This is a genomic window from Zhouia amylolytica AD3, from assembly GCF_000511935.2.
Classification (GTDB): domain Bacteria; phylum Bacteroidota; class Bacteroidia; order Flavobacteriales; family Flavobacteriaceae; genus Zhouia; species Zhouia amylolytica.
In genome coordinates this window covers 72,208-90,259 of the sequence record NZ_AYXY01000019.1, presented here as the reverse complement: position 1 = coordinate 90,259, position 18,052 = coordinate 72,208, and the positions used below count along the sequence as shown (strand labels likewise).

Sequence of the window (18,052 nt, the reverse complement as noted above, 5' to 3'; positions counted from 1 at the left end):
GCAATATATATATTCGTTCCACATTAATGAAATTACTATAAAAATTCAATATGAGTAAAGAACAAGTCCAAATTTTCGACACAACATTAAGAGATGGAGAACAGGTTCCTGGATGTAAGTTAAACACCGAACAAAAGTTGGTTATAGCTGAAAGACTGGATCTGCTGGGAGTGGATGTGATTGAAGCAGGATTTCCAATTTCTAGTCCGGGCGACTTTACTTCGGTTACAGAAATTGCAAAGATCGTTAAAAATGCTACCGTTTGCGGGCTTACACGTGCCGTTAAAAAAGATATTGAGGTGGCAGCAGAAGCGCTAAAATACGCTAAAAAGCCGAGAATACATACCGGAATAGGTACATCAGACTCACATATTAAATATAAATTTAATAGTACACGTGAAAAAATAATTGAGCGTGCTGTAGAAGCAGTTAAATACGCTAAGACTTTTGTCGAGGATGTAGAATTCTATGCAGAAGATGCCGGTAGAACAGATAATGAATTTTTAGCTCGAATTTGTGAAGCTGTAGTGAAGGCTGGTGCTACTGTACTTAACATTCCTGACACTACAGGGTATTGCCTTCCGGAAGAATATGGCGCAAAAATGAAATACCTTAGAGAAAATGTTAAGGATATAGACAAGGCTATTTTATCATGCCATTGCCATAATGATTTAGGTTTGGCTACTGCCAATTCTATCGCTGGTGTTGCCAATGGAGCTCGCCAAATTGAATGTACGATTAATGGTATTGGTGAACGTGCTGGTAATACAGCTTTAGAAGAAGTAGTTATGATTCTTCGCCAGCATCCATACTTAAACCTGGATACTAACATCAATTCGAAACATTTGTATGAAATGAGCAAATTGGTATCAGAGAGTATGGCTATGCCTGTACAGCCAAACAAAGCGATTGTTGGATCGAATGCTTTTGCACATAGTTCAGGTATTCATCAGGATGGTGTTATCAAGAATAGGGAGACCTATGAGATTATTGATCCTGCCGATGTAGGGGTAACGGAGTCTGCTATTGTATTAACAGCTCGTAGTGGACGTGCAGCATTAGCTTACCGTGCCAAAAATGTAGGATACGAATTAACTAAGTTACAACTTGATGAAGTTTATCAGGAATTCCTGAAATTTGCCGACCTTAAGAAAGAAGTGTTGGATGACGATATTCATAAGATCATTGAACTTAGTAAAATTGATATTAAAGCGATTGCATAATTTATAAATGGAAAAGAAAACATTATTCGATAAGGTTTGGGACGCTCATGTAGTAGATACTGTTGAAAACGGGCCACAAATCTTATATATAGACAAACACTTAATTCACGAAGTTACCAGTCCGCAGGCTTTTGCAGAATTGGAAGAACGTAACATACCTGTTTTTAGGAAAGATCAGATTGTTGCCACGGCAGACCATAATGTTCCAACTAAAGATCAACACCTGCCCATTCAAGATCTTCTATCTAAAAAGCAGGTGGAGATGCTTACAGAAAACTGTAATAAGCAAGGAATTACACTCTATGGTTTGGGGCATCCATATCAGGGAATCGTGCACGTAATGGCACCTGAATTAGGAATTACGCAACCAGGGATGACCATGGTTTGTGGCGATAGCCATACATCTACCCATGGTGCATTCGGAACCATTGCATTTGGAATTGGAACCAGTCAGGTCGCACAGGTATTTGCTAGCCAATGTTTACTGTTAAGTAAACCAAAAAGTATGCGAATTACAGTAAACGGAAAACTTAAAAATGGTGTCCTTCCCAAGGATGTTATTCTTTATATCATAGCCAAACTAGGCACCAACTCTGGTACAGGTTATTTCGTAGAATATGCCGGTGATGTTTTCAAAGATATGACCATGGAAGGTCGAATGACCGTTTGTAACATGAGTATAGAAATGGGTGCTCGTGGAGGTATGATTGCTCCTGATGAAACGACATTCGAATATGTAAAAGGCCGTGAATTTGCCCCTGAAGGAGAAGCGTTTGATCAAAAAGTAGCTTACTGGAAAACTCTTCCAACCGATGAAGGAGCTACATTCGATAAAGAATATGAGTTTGATGCTGCCGATATAGAACCGATGGTTACTTATGGAACCAATCCGGGTATGGGAATAAAAATCACCGACCGTATACCTGAGATCAACGACGTTTCTTTTGAAAAGTCAATCAAGTATATGGGCTTTGAAAAAGGTGAAAAATTACTTGGAAAGCCAATTAATTATGTATTTGTAGGAAGTTGTACCAATTCAAGAATTGAAGATTTCAGAACCGCAGCAGCATATATAAAAGGAAAGCAAAAAGCTGACAATGTAACTGCCCTTATTGTACCGGGATCGCAACAAGTTGCCAAACAGATTAAAGCGGAAGGATTACAAGATATTTTCGAAGCAGCAGGATTTGAAATACGCCAAAGTGGTTGTTCCGCTTGTTTAGGAATGAATGAAGATAAAATACCTGCAGGTGAATATTGTGTTTCTACCTCTAATAGAAATTTTGAAGGAAGACAAGGTCCGGGAGCTCGAACTATTTTAGCGAGTCCACTGGTAGCAGTGGCTACGGCCATTGCCGGTAAAATTGTAGATGTAAGTAAAGAAATTGAGGAAGAAGAATTAGTTATTGCCTAAGAATATTATGGAAAAATTTGAGAAATTAAAATCACAAGCTATACCACTACCCATCGAAAACATCGATACTGACCAGATCATTCCTGCTCGTTTTCTTAAGGCAACTAATAAAGTTGGTTTTGGAGAAAACTTATTTAGAGACTGGCGTTTTAATAAGGATGGTAGTGAAAATGAATCTTTTGTATTCAATAATAATAAATACAGCGGAAAAATATTAGTTGCTGGTGATAACTTCGGTTGTGGAAGTAGCCGTGAGCATGCTGCATGGGCGCTTACAGACTATGGATTCAAAGTTGTTATATCGAGTTATTTCGCCGACATTTTTAAGGGAAATGCCCTGAACAATGGCTTATTACCAATTCAAGTATCACCAGAGACATTAAAAGCTGTATTTAATGCTATTGAAGAAAATGCAAATACTGAGCTCATTGTCAATCTCGAAGATCAAACTTTTGAGGTAGCAAATACAGACATTAAAGAATCGTTCGATATCGATGCATACAAAAAAATGTGTTTGATTAATGGTTATGATGATATCGACTTTTTAGTAAGTAAACGTGAGAAGATTGAAGCTTTTGAAGCTTCCAGAAAATTTTAAGTAAATAAGTTATGAAATTAAATATAGCTGTATTATCCGGAGACGGAATCGGACCTGAAGTAACTGCTCAAGCAATTAAAACCTTAAATGCCGTAGCAGATGTATATAACCATACTTTTACCTTTAAAGAAGCTTTAGCTGGAGCTATTGCTATAGATAAAACTGGTGATCCGCTTCCCCAGGAAACTTTGGATCTGTGCCTGGAATATGATGCAGTTTTATTCGGAGCCATCGGAGATCCTAAGTATGATAATGACCCATCGGCAAAAGTACGTCCGGAACAAGGCTTGTTAAAGCTGAGAAAATCATTAGGACTTTTCACAAATATCAGACCTATTAAGGCCTACCCTACACTAATCGATAAATCGCCCTTAAAGAGAGATCGAATTGAAGGAACCGACCTTACTATATATCGTGAGCTCACAGGAGGAATCTATTTTGGAGAGAAAAAACTAAATGAACAAGGAACTATAGCTTCTGACCTTTGTGAATATTCAGAAAAAGAAATAGAACGTATTGCCCATCTTGCATTTAAAGCTGCAAGAAATAGAAAAAAGAAATTAACACTTGTAGATAAAGCCAACGTTTTAGAAACTTCCCGATTATGGAGGAAAGTTGTTACAAATATTGGTAAAAGTTACGAAGATGTTGAATTAGACTACCTTTTTGTTGATAATGCTGCAATGCAGTTAATTTTAAACCCAAGTCAGTTCGATGTCATTTTAACGGAAAATATGTTTGGTGATATCATTTCTGACGAAGGTAGTGTTATTGGCGGATCAATCGGATTATTAGCGTCTGCCTCGGTAGGTGATGAAAACGCAATGTTCGAACCAATTCATGGTTCTTTTCCGCAAGCCAAAGGAAAAAACATCGCAAATCCTGTTGCCTCGATTTTATCGGCAGCCATGCTATTAGAGCATTTTGGATTAAACGAAGAAGCTCAAGCCATAAATAAAGCGGTCGATAAGTCGCTTGAAATGAAAATAGTAACAACCGACCTTAACCCGGACAGTCAGTATGGTACTGAACAAGTAGGAGATTTTATTGCTGATTATATTGCTCATGCTGAGGATTCAATCAACTACAATCAGGAAAATATTAATTACGGACAGTCCACAATTATTTAAACTAGACCATTAACCAACCAATTCTCTATTCATTAAATTTGATTAGTTTTTAGTGTGTGTTAAACCTCCGCTCTCACCTTTAGAGTGGGGGTTTTCTTTTATCTCCCACCCTGAATTAACATTCATTTTTCCCATTTTATCGGATTTTAAACACGGTTAATCCGCAACTTTCAACCTTAACCTCCTCAATTTCATAAATTTAAGTAAACGCTTTAAATGCTCATTTAAACTGTTTTAAACCTACTTTATCGCCTCGTAATCTCATGATGGAACTGCCGTTAAATCGGTTACATTTAAACAATTATTAAGGATATAATTGATTAAATGATGTATGTAACTACAATGTATACCAAAAAACCAGAGGGTTATGAATACTACCATTACATCTCAAAAAGGACAAAGCTCAATTAAACGAATGAATAACTTTTTAAACTGGTATCTCAAAATTCAAAACGTAAATCCCATTACCAATGAAAAATTTGATACCATTATGCAAAAAATGAACAACCAAAACAGATAAAAATCATTCTTAAAATGAATTTTACAACCTTCATGACCACATGAAGGTTGTTAATTTTTGATCACTCTATAATAATACGTTTTGGTACTTATATCGAACATTAAATACTGTTTATCCGGTAAATTAATGGATTTAAGCATTTTGGAATATCTTAATTTTCTTATTTACCTAAACTTATAAAACATGATACCAAACTTACTCTCAACCAGTTTCTTCGCTAAAAGAATAAAGTCTAAATTCAGCTGTGGTGATATCGTAAATATCTACTTTTCAAATGCCACCATCAAAGCACATATCAAAAGAATTAATGATGAAGTATGTGTATTCAAAAAGGTCGAATTAGACGAAGACGGCGAATTAATTCACGATGTTAAAGAATACATTGTAAAATTAAAAGAAGTGCGTATTGAATTAGCTTCTTTATACTAATAAGTAGTCTAACGAATATACCCTGTTCCAATTGCATAACTAAATTTCATAATTATCATTTGCGGAATGATGTATCTGTTTGTGCCGCTGTTTTTTTAAACCCGTAAAACAGCCCAAAAGACTTACATTAGAACATTATGGTGTCTTCCATAATCTTCTAATTTTACATGCATTTTAGCAGGTTGTATAAATTCATACAAAATCGTTTAAATCTTATTTTTCAATACCAAACTCATCAAAATTAAGCACCAAATAATGCATATTTCAAGCGTAGTTACGGTATAGATGAAGTATGGTTAAAGTATGGATAAAGTATGGACGAGTATATTACTGTTCATTCCTGTATAAAATGTTTCCTTAAGTATATTCATTGCTCTTCATCAACAGACCTAACCTCTAATCATCACAATCTAAACGCTATACTGATGTATTGAAGTACGGATAGTATAAATTGTGAACAACTCAGGGTATAATTAATTTTTATGGAACCATTTTAATTTTACTTTTGGCACCCTAAAAAATTAAAAATATGAGCGTAACCTGGTACGAATGCAAAGTAAAATATAGAAAAACCCATGAAACCGGAGAACAAAAACTAACCTCTGAAACCTACCTTCTGGATGCTGTTTCATTTACCGAAGCTGAATCGAGAATTAATGAAGTAATGGTAGAGTTAACAAGTGAGGAATTTCAGATCATGAATATCAAAGTGGCTAATTTCTCTGAGGTCCATCCGTTTGAAAATTCAGATCGTTGGTTCAAAACCAAAGTATCATTAATAACCATTGATGAGCAAAGCGGAAAAGAACGTAAATCCAATATTTATTTACTCGTTCAGGCCAATGATGTAAAAGAAGCGTTCGAAAACACTACATTGGCAATGAAAGACACCATGAGTGATTATACGATCCCTTCTATTACGGAATCTCCAATATTTGATGTATTTCCATACTTTACGGGAGAAGAAGAACAGTTGGAGAAGTACAATCAACTTGAGGAAACCCCTTCTGAGGTTGAAGTTTCTGAAAGTTAATCAAATTATTAATGATTCGATTCGGGGAGCCTCTATCTCCTTCGAATCGAATTTATTTGGGTATTTAAACGTTAAAAGATGTTTTTGCCATGGCAGAAATCACGTTAAACTTTACAGGTTTTAAACTGAGTAATCTGCATATTTAATTTAACGGATCCAAATTATTTTAGCGTACCCAGCTAACCTGGATATCTTTCATCAAATACTATAATTCATTAATTCCGGGAACTATAAAAGGGATCATGAAATATTCTAAAACATTGCGATCAGCCTTTCTTACGTGTTCCGCATAACTATTAAGACTTTTGTGTAATAGAGTAGCAAACTCCTTATCCATCTCCCCAAGAAGTTCATTGATTTTATTGATCTCTTCTTTAACTGTCTTTCTGGTATATTCATTCATAGGAAGATACATCTCGATCATTTCTTTTAACAGCGGTTTAAAGCGTTTCTCAACCTCCATATAATAAGGTTGTAACTTCGGATTCGCGGTAAAAGTTCTTAAATGAGCCATATCTAAGGCATCAGCCTTTTCCTGTGCATCCATAATATTATCTTTAGTGGCTGCCATAAATGAAACCAATACAGGCGCTTTTAGTAGAAGTTCTCTATCCTCTCTGTCAAGTGAATCAAATGTTTTTGCCTTTTCCATAACTTTACTTTTTACCGATTTACTCTATTAAAATTAAGAAAACCAAAACAACATTAAAAGAATACGAATCAGCATGTTAAACAACAAAAGTCATTGATTCAAATACATTACAGATCATTTTAGACTTAACCGCTTTGTAACAACTTCTATATCCTTTATGACCTCCCATCCGCTACCAAAACAACGTTCATGCTTAACATTATTAGATAAAAACACATGATCAGAAGAATGTTAATTGCAACAAGAACAATTTGATATTTCCCGAAAGAGCTGAATAAACATACAACCTCAAAATAAATAATATCAGGATGCTATTCAATGTCTATTTATTTCCAGGCCGGATGTCGTTTTAACTCTTTTACTAATTCAGTTCTTATAATTTGTTCATCTGTGTTAAGGGAATCAATAGTTAAAGGGTTTAATTCCAGCTTATCATTTGTTAAGTCGTATAAACTACTGTCTGCATATAGCTTATATCCCAAAGACCTTACAAACTGATTTCTGTACCGATTTACATTTTTACCCCATCTAGGATCATAATGCACAAAGGCAGTCTTCCTGGCTTGGTAAGTTCCTCCTGTCAATAATGGATAAAAGCTTTTACCATCAGCTTCAACCTTGGTACTTGTTAACTCAGCTAAAGTTGGAAAAAAATCACTAAACTCTATCAGGTCATCTATAACAACAGGACGCTTAATTTGATCGGGCCAATATACAATTAGAGGTACATGAGTTCCTGCATCTGTTGTGTTACCCTTCCCCCCTGTTATTCGTTCCTCACCAAGTTGAGACTCAATAGTAGGATGAGTACCATTATCTCCGGTAAAAATTATTATGGTATTATCATCAAGGTCTAATGCCTCTAATTTATTGATAATCTTACCCACAATTTTGTCGGTATAGGCGACCATGTCTTTAAAATATGATGTATCGTTCTTATATCTGTTTTCTAAGTTTGACCAAGTAGAGGAATCCGGAGTAGGAACAAATGGATCATGAACCAATACCATTGGATAATAAACGAAAAAAGGCTTATCCTTTTTTCTTTCAATAAAATCAACGACAAATTCTGAGAATATATCTGGCCCGTAATCATCAACATTTCGTCCTAATACTTCTCCATTTTGTTCGATCAATGGATTGCTGTAGCGGCCGCCATGTTTTCGCTCCTTGGTTAGTTGCCACAAACAATATTCCTGAAAACCGAATTTAACAGGTCGGGAACTATCGCTCCAATCCGTTATGATATCCTTATAAGCAAGACCATTTAATTGCCATTTACCTGCTATGCATGTTTCGTAGCCCGAATCTTGCATGAGATTCCCAAAGGTGTACTCCGAAAGATTTAAATGTCCAAAATAATCATAGTTTCTATAATTATATTTCCCAGTCATAATCTTCACTCTGGATGGGGTACACAAAGGTTGAGAAACACAATTAGAAAAAAGAATTCCCCTGGAGGCCAGCCTGTCAATATTGGGTGTACTATAGGACGTTGAGCCATAAGCTCCTATACACTCATAACCAATATCATCAACCATAATCAAAACAACATTAGGTCGATCATCACTTCCCTGATTGGAGCATGAAGTCATGACAAAAAACAATGCAAATAATGTATTTAAAACAATAGCTTTCATCTAATTATATGATTTTAAAATATTTTAAAAATGGAGCCCCTATAAACCTACCACCCTCACCTAAATTACAAACTAATCACCATATAACAATTTAGTTTTCTTTTAAGCTTTTAAAAATAAATAAACATTATTAATGCATCCCAAAAAAGCCTGATGGATTAAGAATGTAAGTTTCCTGTAAACTTCTTATTGATATCAAATTCCATATTAAAATAAAAAAGCCATCACCGTAATACGGCAATGACTTTAAACAAACTGAACCAACTTAAACTATTTCTTATTCTAAATTTGCATGAGCCAATAATAAAAAGACACTTGCCGTCCATGTATAAGCAGGATCCCTCAAAGAAGTTCCTGTTAGTGGATCAAAATTTTCACCAAAGCCATTTTCATTACACATATTAACAAAACGGGTAGTCATTTCTTTGGCATAATGAGTTTCACCACAAGCGACCAAACCATCAATAATTAAATAGGTGGTTGGAGCCCATATAGCTCCACGCCAATATCCATCTTCCTTATAATACAAACTTTGAAGATGTTCTGTCGCAGGTCCATATAACGTGGCATAACCTTCATCCGAACATAAATCATGAATCATTTTTTCCCTGATCTCGATCGGTAGTCGTTCTCCCAATAACAGCGGTAAAAAAGCCATCAGACTTTTACTGTTCTTATTCCAGTTATCACTACCAACATACTTAGAAACAAATTTTCCATTAACCCAACTCCGTTCGATTAATCGATTTAGCAAAGTATTTGCTTTTTGATCCCAATGAACAGTATCACTTGGCCTTCCCAGTTTTCTGGCTATTTTAGCTAAAACGTTCATTTGAATGATCAGGTATGCACTCAACTCTGGTCCTTCAACATATCTGTTTTCGGCAAAGACAGAGCCATTATCCCATCCCGAATCATTACCATGATGATATTGGGGCATCCCATTTTTATCATCGTCCCGATAATTCATCCAAAAATCTGTCCACCTGGTCAATGGTTCGTAGATTTCTTTCATACGCTCCTTTGTCACCACTCCACGCATCATTAGCTTATCTAGCGCCCATCCATGAATGGGAGGCTTTACATATCCCCTGATCATGCTATAATCATCCATGCAATCGGGCAATGCACCGTTTTCATGTTGCTGATCGAACATCACCATAAATTGATCCCATGCAAGCTGGGGATTCCCTTCTGCAAGTGCCAAAGCATTAAAACAATGATCCCAACTCCATACCCGATGCATCCAGTTTTTAGACATCAACATGGTAGGTCTTTTTAGTAAACCTCTGGAGGCAACTATACTTGACCAATTTATATAGGCTGCCAATACTCTTGTATGTTCGTACTCTTTATTCACCGGAAGTGTTGTTCTCATCCATTCAGAAAACTGATTTCGAACCTCCTCAACTGCTTTCGAAAATGACACTGAATACCCATGTTCATTCCATTCACTCTCATATTCTTCGATTACAAAATCTATAGTTCCATTATCCTCTGGCTCAATATTGATTATAATACCATTGGTAACCTTATTTTCTTTCTGTTGCATTTCACCACGTAGGGTACTAAGCATATACCGTAAAAAGGCGCCCTGAATAATTCTTAATTGATGGTCATTTCGAGGTAACATATATGATTGTCTAACTGACAATTTAACACCAATGCCATGCGCTGAATAAAAACGTAATACCTGATCGCCATCAAAGCTAATTCCCAATTCACCAAATTCGGTATTAAAGGTTAATTTCTCTGGTGTTGCTGTAATGGTTGAAGCCACAATATCTCCATGATATATAGGTTCTATTTTAATAATACCACGATCTTCTCCTCTTCCCGAAACATCCCAAATAAAAAGTCCCTCATCATCATCAGTTAAACCTCTTGATGAACACGACATATATGACCCTTTCTTACTGAAAGGAACCTCTTTAACATCGAACTCAAGACTTCCAGGAGTATAGGCTGGTGCGATAAAATGTGATTCAACAGCTAGTGAAGTTTTTTGCTTATTGCTTTTTTGCTGCTTGGCACAGGAAACCAACAACAACATGATCATGAATTGAACAAATCTTCCTGAAGGAATATAAAATTGTAACCTATGGTGTTTCACCTGTCTAATCATAAACATTGCCCAATAGCTTGTTCCCTAACTGTACATTCCAAAAATGCCTCAGGTCCTATCCCTACATAACTGGAACCGTCCTTAACCTTACCTGCAATAATATCCTCATACCAGCTCATCCAGGGAGCTGAATATCCATATCGTTCTGCTGCATGAACCACCTGACCTTTGAATGTTGGCATGGTATATCCTCTGTTTGGATAAAACCTTTCGGCTACCGTGTGTAACCATTCATGAATAAACATTCCCGGATCGTTTTGTTTTGATGTTATCATGGCACCTTCAAGATCATCGTAATATCGTATTGTAAAATAAGAGGATTCAGAAGAGAGAGCCGTTACATCATACCAGGCAATACCAATAAAGTCGGCTATGAAACAATCTTGTTGAGCCCCTCTAAAAAAGGATACGATCAGATCATAATCCCCTTTTTGTATATCAATAATCTTACTTTCAAAAATTTCCGGATTAATCAAATGATCATTACTCAACTGAACAATATCAGTCGTAATATCGCTGCGATAAAACTCCCAATTCGTCGTATTGTATGAATAAGGCTCTACCTTCTCTTCAAAACTCCATTTCAGAAATTCGTAAGCCAAATCTAATTGTTCTGTACTGTAGGAAGATATGCAATTACCGTTTGCAGTCGTAACCTGATTTACCCCTACAAAAAGAACCTTCCAAGTTTTTGGTTGCTGCAGGTCTGCTTCATCAAGAGAAATAACCAATTGCTCGGTGGTACTTGATACTTGCACTTCTCTCCTTAAATAAGTTTTAGCAGTATTAAGACCAACTCCTATCACATGTTCACCTTTAGAAACTAAAAAATTTGCCGGTGTTGATTTCCCGGTATACACTCCATCAATATAAATAGCTGCCCCTTCCTCAACTGCTGCTACGCTAAGGTTAAATTTAGAGGTATCTGGCTTGTTGGTCTCCTCAGCAGAAGATTCATCTATAGAGTTACACCCCAGGTTAATCATCATCGCATAGATGAATAAAACACTTATTAAAGCTACTTTATAGTTTATTACTTTTTTCATAATTAAATATTTTTAATTAACGGGTACCAATCGAAGAGCTACACCACCTCCTTTAGCCAGATGAATCGACTTCTTAAAAGAATGATCTACGATTAGTTTGGATTGTTTATAATCAATTCCTATTCGATCGGCATTCAGCCCATCCTGATATAGGGTCATGGTATATTTTGTATCCTTCGGAAGGAAAGAAAGGTTTATTTCCATGGCTCTCGAATTCCAATCCGTCATTCCTCCTACATACCATTCATTCCCATTTCTGCGAGCCAACAACAAATAATTGGAAATTTCTGCAGCTAAGACAATGGTTTCATCCCAAACAGACGGAACCGCAGACATAAACTCCATACATTCTGGTTCTTTGTAATATCGGGAGGGACTGTCACATAACATTTGAAGAGGACTCTCATAACACACGAACATAGCTAATTGATGGCAACGTGTGCCCATACTCATTGGTGTGTCGAATATCGGGCTATAATCTTTCTGTTGAGCATTAATCATAGCACCCGGAGTATAATCCATAGGGCCTGCCAACATTCTTCCAAAGGGAATTATAAGATCATGTTCAGGAGTTTGGTGCATGCTCCATTTAAACTCCTCCCCTCCATTCACACCTTCCATGGTCAAAACATTTGGGAACATTCTATGAATTCCTGCAGGTTTATGAGAACCATGAAAATCAACAAGCAACTTATTCTCAGCAGCCTTTTCAGCTATTTTGTAATAGAAATTCACCATTTCCTGGTCGTCTCTGTTCATGAAATCTACCTTTATACCTTTTATGCCCCAATCTTTAAACTGTTTAAAAGCTGTTTCAAATTGCTCGTCTAAAGTTTTCCAAACACACCATAAAATAACACCTACACCTTTTTGTTTTGCATAGTCAAGGATCTCCACCATGTTTATCTCAGGAACAACCTTAGAGAGATCACCCAATGTATACCAACCTTCATCTAATAAAATATTTTCAATTCCAAAGTTAGAGGCAAATTCTATATAATACTTATAAGTTGCTGTATTTACTCCTGCCTTAAAATCAACCCCGAATAGATTGTTAGCATTCCACCAATCCCAGGATACTTTTCCCGGTTGAATCCAAGACGGATCCTTAATCTGACTGGAAGAGGCCAGAACAAATGGTAATTGATTATTTATTAAATCTGCATCATCACTGGCAACAACAAAAATACGCCATGGAAAAGTTCTGGAACCCTTAGTTTTAGCTATAAAATTTTCACGCTCATAAATGGGAAGATTTCTATCTGATAAAGCACCAATAGTTTTAGGGTATTTAGGTGAAACTCTGGAAATTGTATTAGCTCCGGAGCCCTGTATCCACATTCCGGGATAATCGATCAAATCGGTTTCTGTAATCACAATTTTAGGTCCATGCATCGGGTTAATGATGAGCGGTAAACTTGCCAAATCGGTAGCCTCGATATTACGCAAAGACTGGTAATCGTAAAACACCTGATTATGAGACTGAAATTGGGTTTCCTTACCCCACCAAACCATATGATTTTCAGGAAAACGATAATCTCCTGTTTCTGAAAGAATAGTTATGGATTCATCGTATTGAGTACCAAAACGATAAGCAAATCCCTCATTGTATGCCCTTAGTACTAAATAAAAACCCTGTTTAAAGTGAACCCGTAGTTCATTACAGTTATTGGAAATCTCGGCCTCTTTAATTTTTACAATAGGATGAATAATTTCTGAAATGCTTGCCTTCTCTATGTTTTCCACCTCAGCATTTTCCCCGAGTACGCGATCAGACAAATTCATTGCTAGTATTGAAGGCTCCAGAAGAACCTGACCCTCAAAACTAGCTGAAATCTGCAATTGCATACCAACCTTTAAATTAAAAATGATCCCTTTATCAGGTGAAACTACACTGTATATTTTACCATTATCTTGAGAGGCTACCAAAAATGGTAACCAAATGAAAACCATGACGGTTTTTATTTTACTAAACATAGCTCTGGATTATTTACGTTCAAATTCAATTCTAATTTTTTCCTTCCCCTGATTAGGTGATGATATCCAGACCTCCGGACGTATTTCAAGATGCTCCTTATCATAAGCCATGACATAAACTTCAATATCCTTCCCTATACAAGAATCGTCTAAGGGTATATAGTATGTATAATTACTGTCTGCTTTGGCATTAACATACTCCCAGGTATTAGAAGGATAAGAAACCGCTCTATCCGGTGCTCCTACCAATTTACCGTCAATCTTGGCTGCCACATAGGCACCTTCGATACCGTGCTTCCCATTAAGCGCAATACTTAAATAACTATTTCCAGCCAATTCCTCCAATACAAAAGATGATTTCCAGGCTTTTACCGGTTTCATTTGATTTGAATAAGCAAACAGGTTCGACGCCCGCCAGTTTCTACGATTTAATGGTCTATCCTGATAAAGCCCCTCAATCTCTGTTATCCGCTGTGGTTGCTCCTTAAATCTTAGGTATTGAATAGTATCGTTTATGTGAATAGACATGGTTTTACCCGCTATGTATGATAATTGTTTCCATTCGTTTAGATCTTTAGAAACCTCAACATAATTTGCCTCTCCAGTCAATAAGGGTTGTAAAGAAAAATCATCCGGAACCTTTATAATGAGCTGATCAATGGCTGTCAATTCACCTAAATTCAATCGAAATGCACCTCCCTTTATCTTTTGATCAATATTATATTTTCGGGAAGGCCAAAAACCAGTTTCCATATTTCCGTCAAATAGGTTCTTATCCCAGATACCTCTTTCTACAAAAACCCTCTGATTAAAAAATGCATCCCTGGCTTTTTGAACCTGAGGTATTTCAGTCGACCCTGAACGATGAAGCGATCGTATCTCAAGTGCATTATTATCGGCAGCAAAAACCGTAGCCTCATACAAAGCATCTGAATCATGAGGGATTGGTATTTCTTCAAATTCATTCAGTTTTCGATGAGTTGGAAGTTTTAAACCTTCTCCTTTAAAACGCACTTTCACTCCTTGACCTTCCAATAGTTTAGCAGCGCTTTTACCTTCAACAATTCCGCTTTTGAATAATTCTGGATTTTGCAAAGAAATTACACGCTTGGAGTCTGGTGCTCCTAAAACATCCAGTATTACAGTCTCGCCCGGCACATCTTTTATAATTTGATAAGGAGCGCCTTTTATTAAAGGAGTTTCATAAGATCTTGTCGTTGCAATAAATAAAGCTGAACGAAATGGTGGTACACTAACCTTAACCTCATCACCAAAGGTATAGCTGCCTAAATACTGTTCATTTGGATGCACCTGAATTAGCTTAATACCATCACTTCCATTTATTCCAATTTCCTGATCCAACCGAATGGTATACGTCTTATCACTCCAGCTTAAATTTTTAACTGTTATAATCCGCGTATTTTGATCACCTCTTGAAACTGCATCCGGTCCATAAACATCTTCCGGGAGTGCCATCCCTTTGGTCAGAATATCCTTGTATTTACGATGAATATTATAGATCCTGGCCAACTTGGGAAATTCCTCGTCAGATAATAACCACGGATTCCCATAAATTTCGGGAGCAAGAATTAAACTTCTGTTAAAGGCCTGGAGTATAAGATCATCATCCCAATAGTCAAGACACGAAGAAATACATACTCCATGGTCTTCAGTTAATCGCTTTAATCCAGGCACCAATCCTCTGGCTAAAGCACCAGCCCGATGATGAGGAGCAGTAGTGTTATTGGTCATAAAAACATCTATATAGGTTTCATTACCACCCCATAAAAATGTGGTCGCATAGGGCTTCGCTTTATTAAGCCCTAATCGATGATTTAAAAGGATAAGATCCGGACTATAGGTTCGACATTGTTCCATCATTTCAATAAAAGCATCTTCTTTTTCAGGACGTAAAGGACCACATACCGCATCAAATTTGAAAAGAGCAAAATCATAATCTCTGCACAAGCTTACCATTTGTTGTATACGTCTTTTTTCCTCTTCAGGGGTATCTCCAAAACCATCAGGTCCGCCCCAAACTCCAAGCCTGAATCCAATGCTTTTCGCTCTTTCATAAATAGGGTCAAATCCATGCGGGAACTGTCCGTCAAATCTTTCGGAGTTTATACTCCCATAAAATCTTTTTCCATCAATAGCTCCTGCATCAAAAGCATATATATCCAACTGCATACCATAGGTGTCTTTTAACCATTCAAAAAAATCAAAGTTGATCATGGTTTGTTCCTCTGTAGCTCCTTCATTCGTATTATTAATCCAACTAAAATATTGCGCTTTCGACGGTGTGCCTTCATTAGCACCCGGATAAATGGTTTCCTGAGCCACAGAAATCTTTGTAAATAGTAGCATCATAAAGAAAACACAATAAAGTCTCATGTAATTCATATTCATTTAATAAGTAAGTTATTCTGATTAATATTTAGGCAATACTAACCTAGCCCCTAAAAAATTAGATTTCTAAGAGTACTTACCAACTTGTATGCAGCCGAAATCGGATTGATAGAATATCAAATATTGCCTATCGGCTGCATACAAATCGGTAGTTATAAGTTAGTTCTCGATCTACTCAAGTACTACCAACCTGGATTCTGTTCTATTTTTGAAATATCAATTTCGTTTTGAGGTATAGGCCAGAGGTAATGTTTATTAGGGTCAAAAATACGTTCTCCCCAATTGAGGGTAACTTCATTATCGTTAGCATCTAGGTAAGTTAAACCCTCAGGCACACCCGGCATAACGTCTTCGGCTATTTTCCATCGTCTGATATCTAAAAGACGTTGCCCCTCAAAGGCCAATTCAACGCGCCTTTCCCTTCTCACTATAGTTCTTAATTCGCTTTGAGAAAGCCCTCCCATTACAGGAGGCATATTTACATCCGCACGCTGACGTACCTCGTTAATAGCATCATATACACTTTGGTCAATGCTTCCAGCTTCGATTTTAGCTTCAGCATAAACTAATAATACCTCAGCGTATCGCATCAGTATAAAATGCACTCCACCATCCCAATAATCAGACTCATCGATATCCTGATTAGAAATATACTTCAACCAATTATACCCGGTCGCAGTTTTATTCCACTCTCCCGGAGCTCCATCACCTAATTGATCTCCATAAACAATGGAACTATCATACGTAGCACCAGGAATTGTATTATACACCCCACCTCTCCATTCATGACCAGGATACAAAATAGAATACCTTAACCTAGGATCTCTGTTTTCGTATGGATTGTTAGGATCATACAATGGAGAGCTTTCAATCGTTAACCCGTCTATACACTCATATGCATCCACCATGCTTTGAAGAGGACAAGAACTGCTCCATCCTCCGACGGAATTTGGTCCGTAATTTTGCGTGTAGAATTCTCCCTGATTAACATCTTGTTTTACCTGAATATCAAATATAACCTCGCTGCTTCCAATCCCTTCATAATCGAAAAGGGTTTCATACTTTGGAAATAACTGATAAGCATTAAGATCCATAACTGCTTTAGCTGCGGCTGCAGCCTCGTTCCATTTTTCCTGATATAATAATATTTTAGACTTAAGAAAAAGTGCAGCTCCTCTGGTTACACGACCCTTATCGGAGTCAGGATAAGACACTGGTAAATCGTTCACGACTGCATTGAGTTGGGTTACCAAATCATCAAGAATAAGATCTTTATCCACTCTTTGAGCAATGGTGGTAGGGCCTTCTTCAGTTCCTTGAACCTCGGTTGGGGAAACACTGGTGGTTAGGTAAGGTACATCGCCAAAGAGATAAACCAAGTCAAAATAAAAATACGCTCTTAAAAACGCTGCCTCCCCTAAAAGCCTGTTCTTATATTCTTCATCTATATTTTCTATACCTGAAACTCCTTCAAATATCCTATTAACTCTTTGAATTCCAACATAACGCATTTTCCACCTGTAGGAGGAATAGCCGTCATCCGGGGCTGCTGTACCATCGGCAAGTCTATATCCCGCATTCCAGGAATGATGGTCTAAAGCGTTATCTGTCAACGCTTCAATCCTTAACATATCTGTTCCACTACCATAGGTAACCCACCATGAATTAAATCCTATTTCATCATATACCGCATTCAGTGCAACCTCTAAATCCTTGGTTTGTTTAAAAAAATTGGCCGTTGATATTTGATCACTCGGTGCTCTCTCTAAAAAATCGTTATTGCATGCAATACAAGATAGTAGAAGAAAGACCGCAATCATTGATTTATATACTTTCATATCTTTATATTTTAATAT

Annotated in this window: 14 protein-coding genes; 7 read left to right on the top strand and 7 right to left on the bottom strand. The window is 36.9% G+C overall.

Translation table 11 applies throughout. From position 1 onward, the window contains the following. Positions 1–50 precede the first annotated feature (50 nt). The 7 genes from P278_RS05065 to P278_RS05040 all read left to right on the top strand — a co-directional run bounded on the left by P278_RS05065 (position 51) and on the right by P278_RS05040 (position 6,347). Complete coding sequence (locus tag P278_RS05065) at positions 51–1,223, top strand: 2-isopropylmalate synthase (protein WP_082436094.1); 1,173 nt, start codon at positions 51–53, stop codon at positions 1,221–1,223. Positions 1,224–1,230: 7 nt separating this feature from the next. Then, complete coding sequence (leuC, locus tag P278_RS05060; protein WP_038263321.1) at positions 1,231–2,637, top strand: 3-isopropylmalate dehydratase large subunit; 1,407 nt, start codon at positions 1,231–1,233, stop codon at positions 2,635–2,637. Positions 2,638–2,644: 7 nt separating this feature from the next. Continuing rightward, positions 2,645–3,235: a 3-isopropylmalate dehydratase small subunit gene (leuD, locus tag P278_RS05055; protein ID WP_038263319.1), complete on the top strand. Its 591-nt coding sequence runs from the start codon at positions 2,645–2,647 to the stop codon at positions 3,233–3,235. Positions 3,236–3,246: 11 nt separating this feature from the next. Continuing rightward, the gene (leuB, locus tag P278_RS05050) at positions 3,247–4,365 is read left to right on the top strand and encodes a 3-isopropylmalate dehydrogenase (protein ID WP_038263316.1); all 1,119 of its coding nucleotides are present in this window, start codon (positions 3,247–3,249) and stop codon (positions 4,363–4,365) included. Between the two features lie 367 nt (positions 4,366–4,732). After that, the gene (locus P278_RS16585) at positions 4,733–4,885 is read left to right on the top strand and encodes a hypothetical protein (protein WP_161808345.1); all 153 of its coding nucleotides are present in this window, start codon (positions 4,733–4,735) and stop codon (positions 4,883–4,885) included. A gap of 183 nt (positions 4,886–5,068) precedes the next feature. After that, positions 5,069–5,314 carry a hypothetical protein gene (locus P278_RS05045; protein ID WP_038263314.1) on the top strand — a complete coding sequence of 82 codons (246 nt, stop codon included), beginning with the start codon at positions 5,069–5,071 and terminating at the stop codon, positions 5,312–5,314. Between the two features lie 529 nt (positions 5,315–5,843). Further along, positions 5,844–6,347, top strand: coding sequence for a DUF4494 domain-containing protein (locus tag P278_RS05040; protein ID WP_038263312.1), 504 nt, complete (start codon positions 5,844–5,846; stop codon positions 6,345–6,347). Positions 6,348–6,552: 205 nt separating this feature from the next. Here P278_RS05040 and P278_RS05035 read toward each other — a convergent pair whose 3' ends face one another. The 7 genes from P278_RS05035 to P278_RS05005 all read right to left on the bottom strand — a co-directional run bounded on the left by P278_RS05035 (position 6,553) and on the right by P278_RS05005 (position 18,034). Further along, positions 6,553–6,999, bottom strand: a complete 447-nt coding sequence (locus P278_RS05035) for a hypothetical protein (protein WP_038263310.1) — start codon at positions 6,997–6,999, stop codon at positions 6,553–6,555. A gap of 326 nt (positions 7,000–7,325) precedes the next feature. Further along, positions 7,326–8,639 (bottom strand): sulfatase-like hydrolase/transferase, encoded by a 1,314-nt coding sequence (locus P278_RS05030; RefSeq protein ID WP_051413423.1) that lies wholly within the window; start codon positions 8,637–8,639, stop codon positions 7,326–7,328. A 277-nt stretch (positions 8,640–8,916) separates the two neighbouring features. Beyond that, positions 8,917–10,770, bottom strand: a complete 1,854-nt coding sequence (locus tag P278_RS05025; protein WP_082436093.1) for an amylo-alpha-1,6-glucosidase — start codon at positions 10,768–10,770, stop codon at positions 8,917–8,919. Then, a complete protein-coding gene (locus P278_RS05020; protein ID WP_038263308.1) occupies positions 10,761–11,810 on the bottom strand; it encodes a PEGA domain-containing protein in 1,050 nt (349 codons plus the stop codon). The genes P278_RS05025 and P278_RS05020 overlap by 10 nt, the downstream gene beginning before the upstream one ends. Before the next feature lie 12 nt (positions 11,811–11,822). Continuing rightward, positions 11,823–13,763 (bottom strand): glycoside hydrolase family 97 protein, encoded by a 1,941-nt coding sequence (locus P278_RS05015; protein ID WP_161808344.1) that lies wholly within the window; start codon positions 13,761–13,763, stop codon positions 11,823–11,825. 33 nt (positions 13,764–13,796) lie between these two features. Continuing rightward, the gene (locus tag P278_RS05010) at positions 13,797–16,181 is read right to left on the bottom strand and encodes a hypothetical protein (protein WP_152973895.1); all 2,385 of its coding nucleotides are present in this window, start codon (positions 16,179–16,181) and stop codon (positions 13,797–13,799) included. Between the two features lie 197 nt (positions 16,182–16,378). Beyond that, complete coding sequence (locus P278_RS05005) at positions 16,379–18,034, bottom strand: RagB/SusD family nutrient uptake outer membrane protein (protein WP_161808343.1); 1,656 nt, start codon at positions 18,032–18,034, stop codon at positions 16,379–16,381. Between the last annotated feature and the right edge of the window lie 18 nt (positions 18,035–18,052).

Coding starts and splice junctions, on each gene's coding strand:
- P278_RS05035 (WP_038263310.1), bottom strand. CDS start 6,999: ATGGAAAAGGCAAAAACATTTGATTCACTTGACAGAGAGGATAGAGAA.
- leuC (WP_038263321.1), top strand. CDS start 1,231: ATGGAAAAGAAAACATTATTCGATAAGGTTTGGGACGCTCATGTAGTA.
- P278_RS05040 (WP_038263312.1), top strand. CDS start 5,844: ATGAGCGTAACCTGGTACGAATGCAAAGTAAAATATAGAAAAACCCAT.
- leuB (WP_038263316.1), top strand. CDS start 3,247: ATGAAATTAAATATAGCTGTATTATCCGGAGACGGAATCGGACCTGAA.
- leuD (WP_038263319.1), top strand. CDS start 2,645: ATGGAAAAATTTGAGAAATTAAAATCACAAGCTATACCACTACCCATC.
- P278_RS05030 (WP_051413423.1), bottom strand. CDS start 8,639: ATGAAAGCTATTGTTTTAAATACATTATTTGCATTGTTTTTTGTCATG.
- P278_RS05020 (WP_038263308.1), bottom strand. CDS start 11,810: ATGAAAAAAGTAATAAACTATAAAGTAGCTTTAATAAGTGTTTTATTC.
- P278_RS05015 (WP_161808344.1), bottom strand. CDS start 13,763: ATGGTTTTCATTTGGTTACCATTTTTGGTAGCCTCTCAAGATAATGGT.
- P278_RS05025 (WP_082436093.1), bottom strand. CDS start 10,770: ATGTTTATGATTAGACAGGTGAAACACCATAGGTTACAATTTTATATT.
- P278_RS05010 (WP_152973895.1), bottom strand. CDS start 16,181: ATGAGACTTTATTGTGTTTTCTTTATGATGCTACTATTTACAAAGATT.
- P278_RS05005 (WP_161808343.1), bottom strand. CDS start 18,034: ATGAAAGTATATAAATCAATGATTGCGGTCTTTCTTCTACTATCTTGT.
- P278_RS16585 (WP_161808345.1), top strand. CDS start 4,733: ATGAATACTACCATTACATCTCAAAAAGGACAAAGCTCAATTAAACGA.
- P278_RS05045 (WP_038263314.1), top strand. CDS start 5,069: ATGATACCAAACTTACTCTCAACCAGTTTCTTCGCTAAAAGAATAAAG.
- P278_RS05065 (WP_082436094.1), top strand. CDS start 51: ATGAGTAAAGAACAAGTCCAAATTTTCGACACAACATTAAGAGATGGA.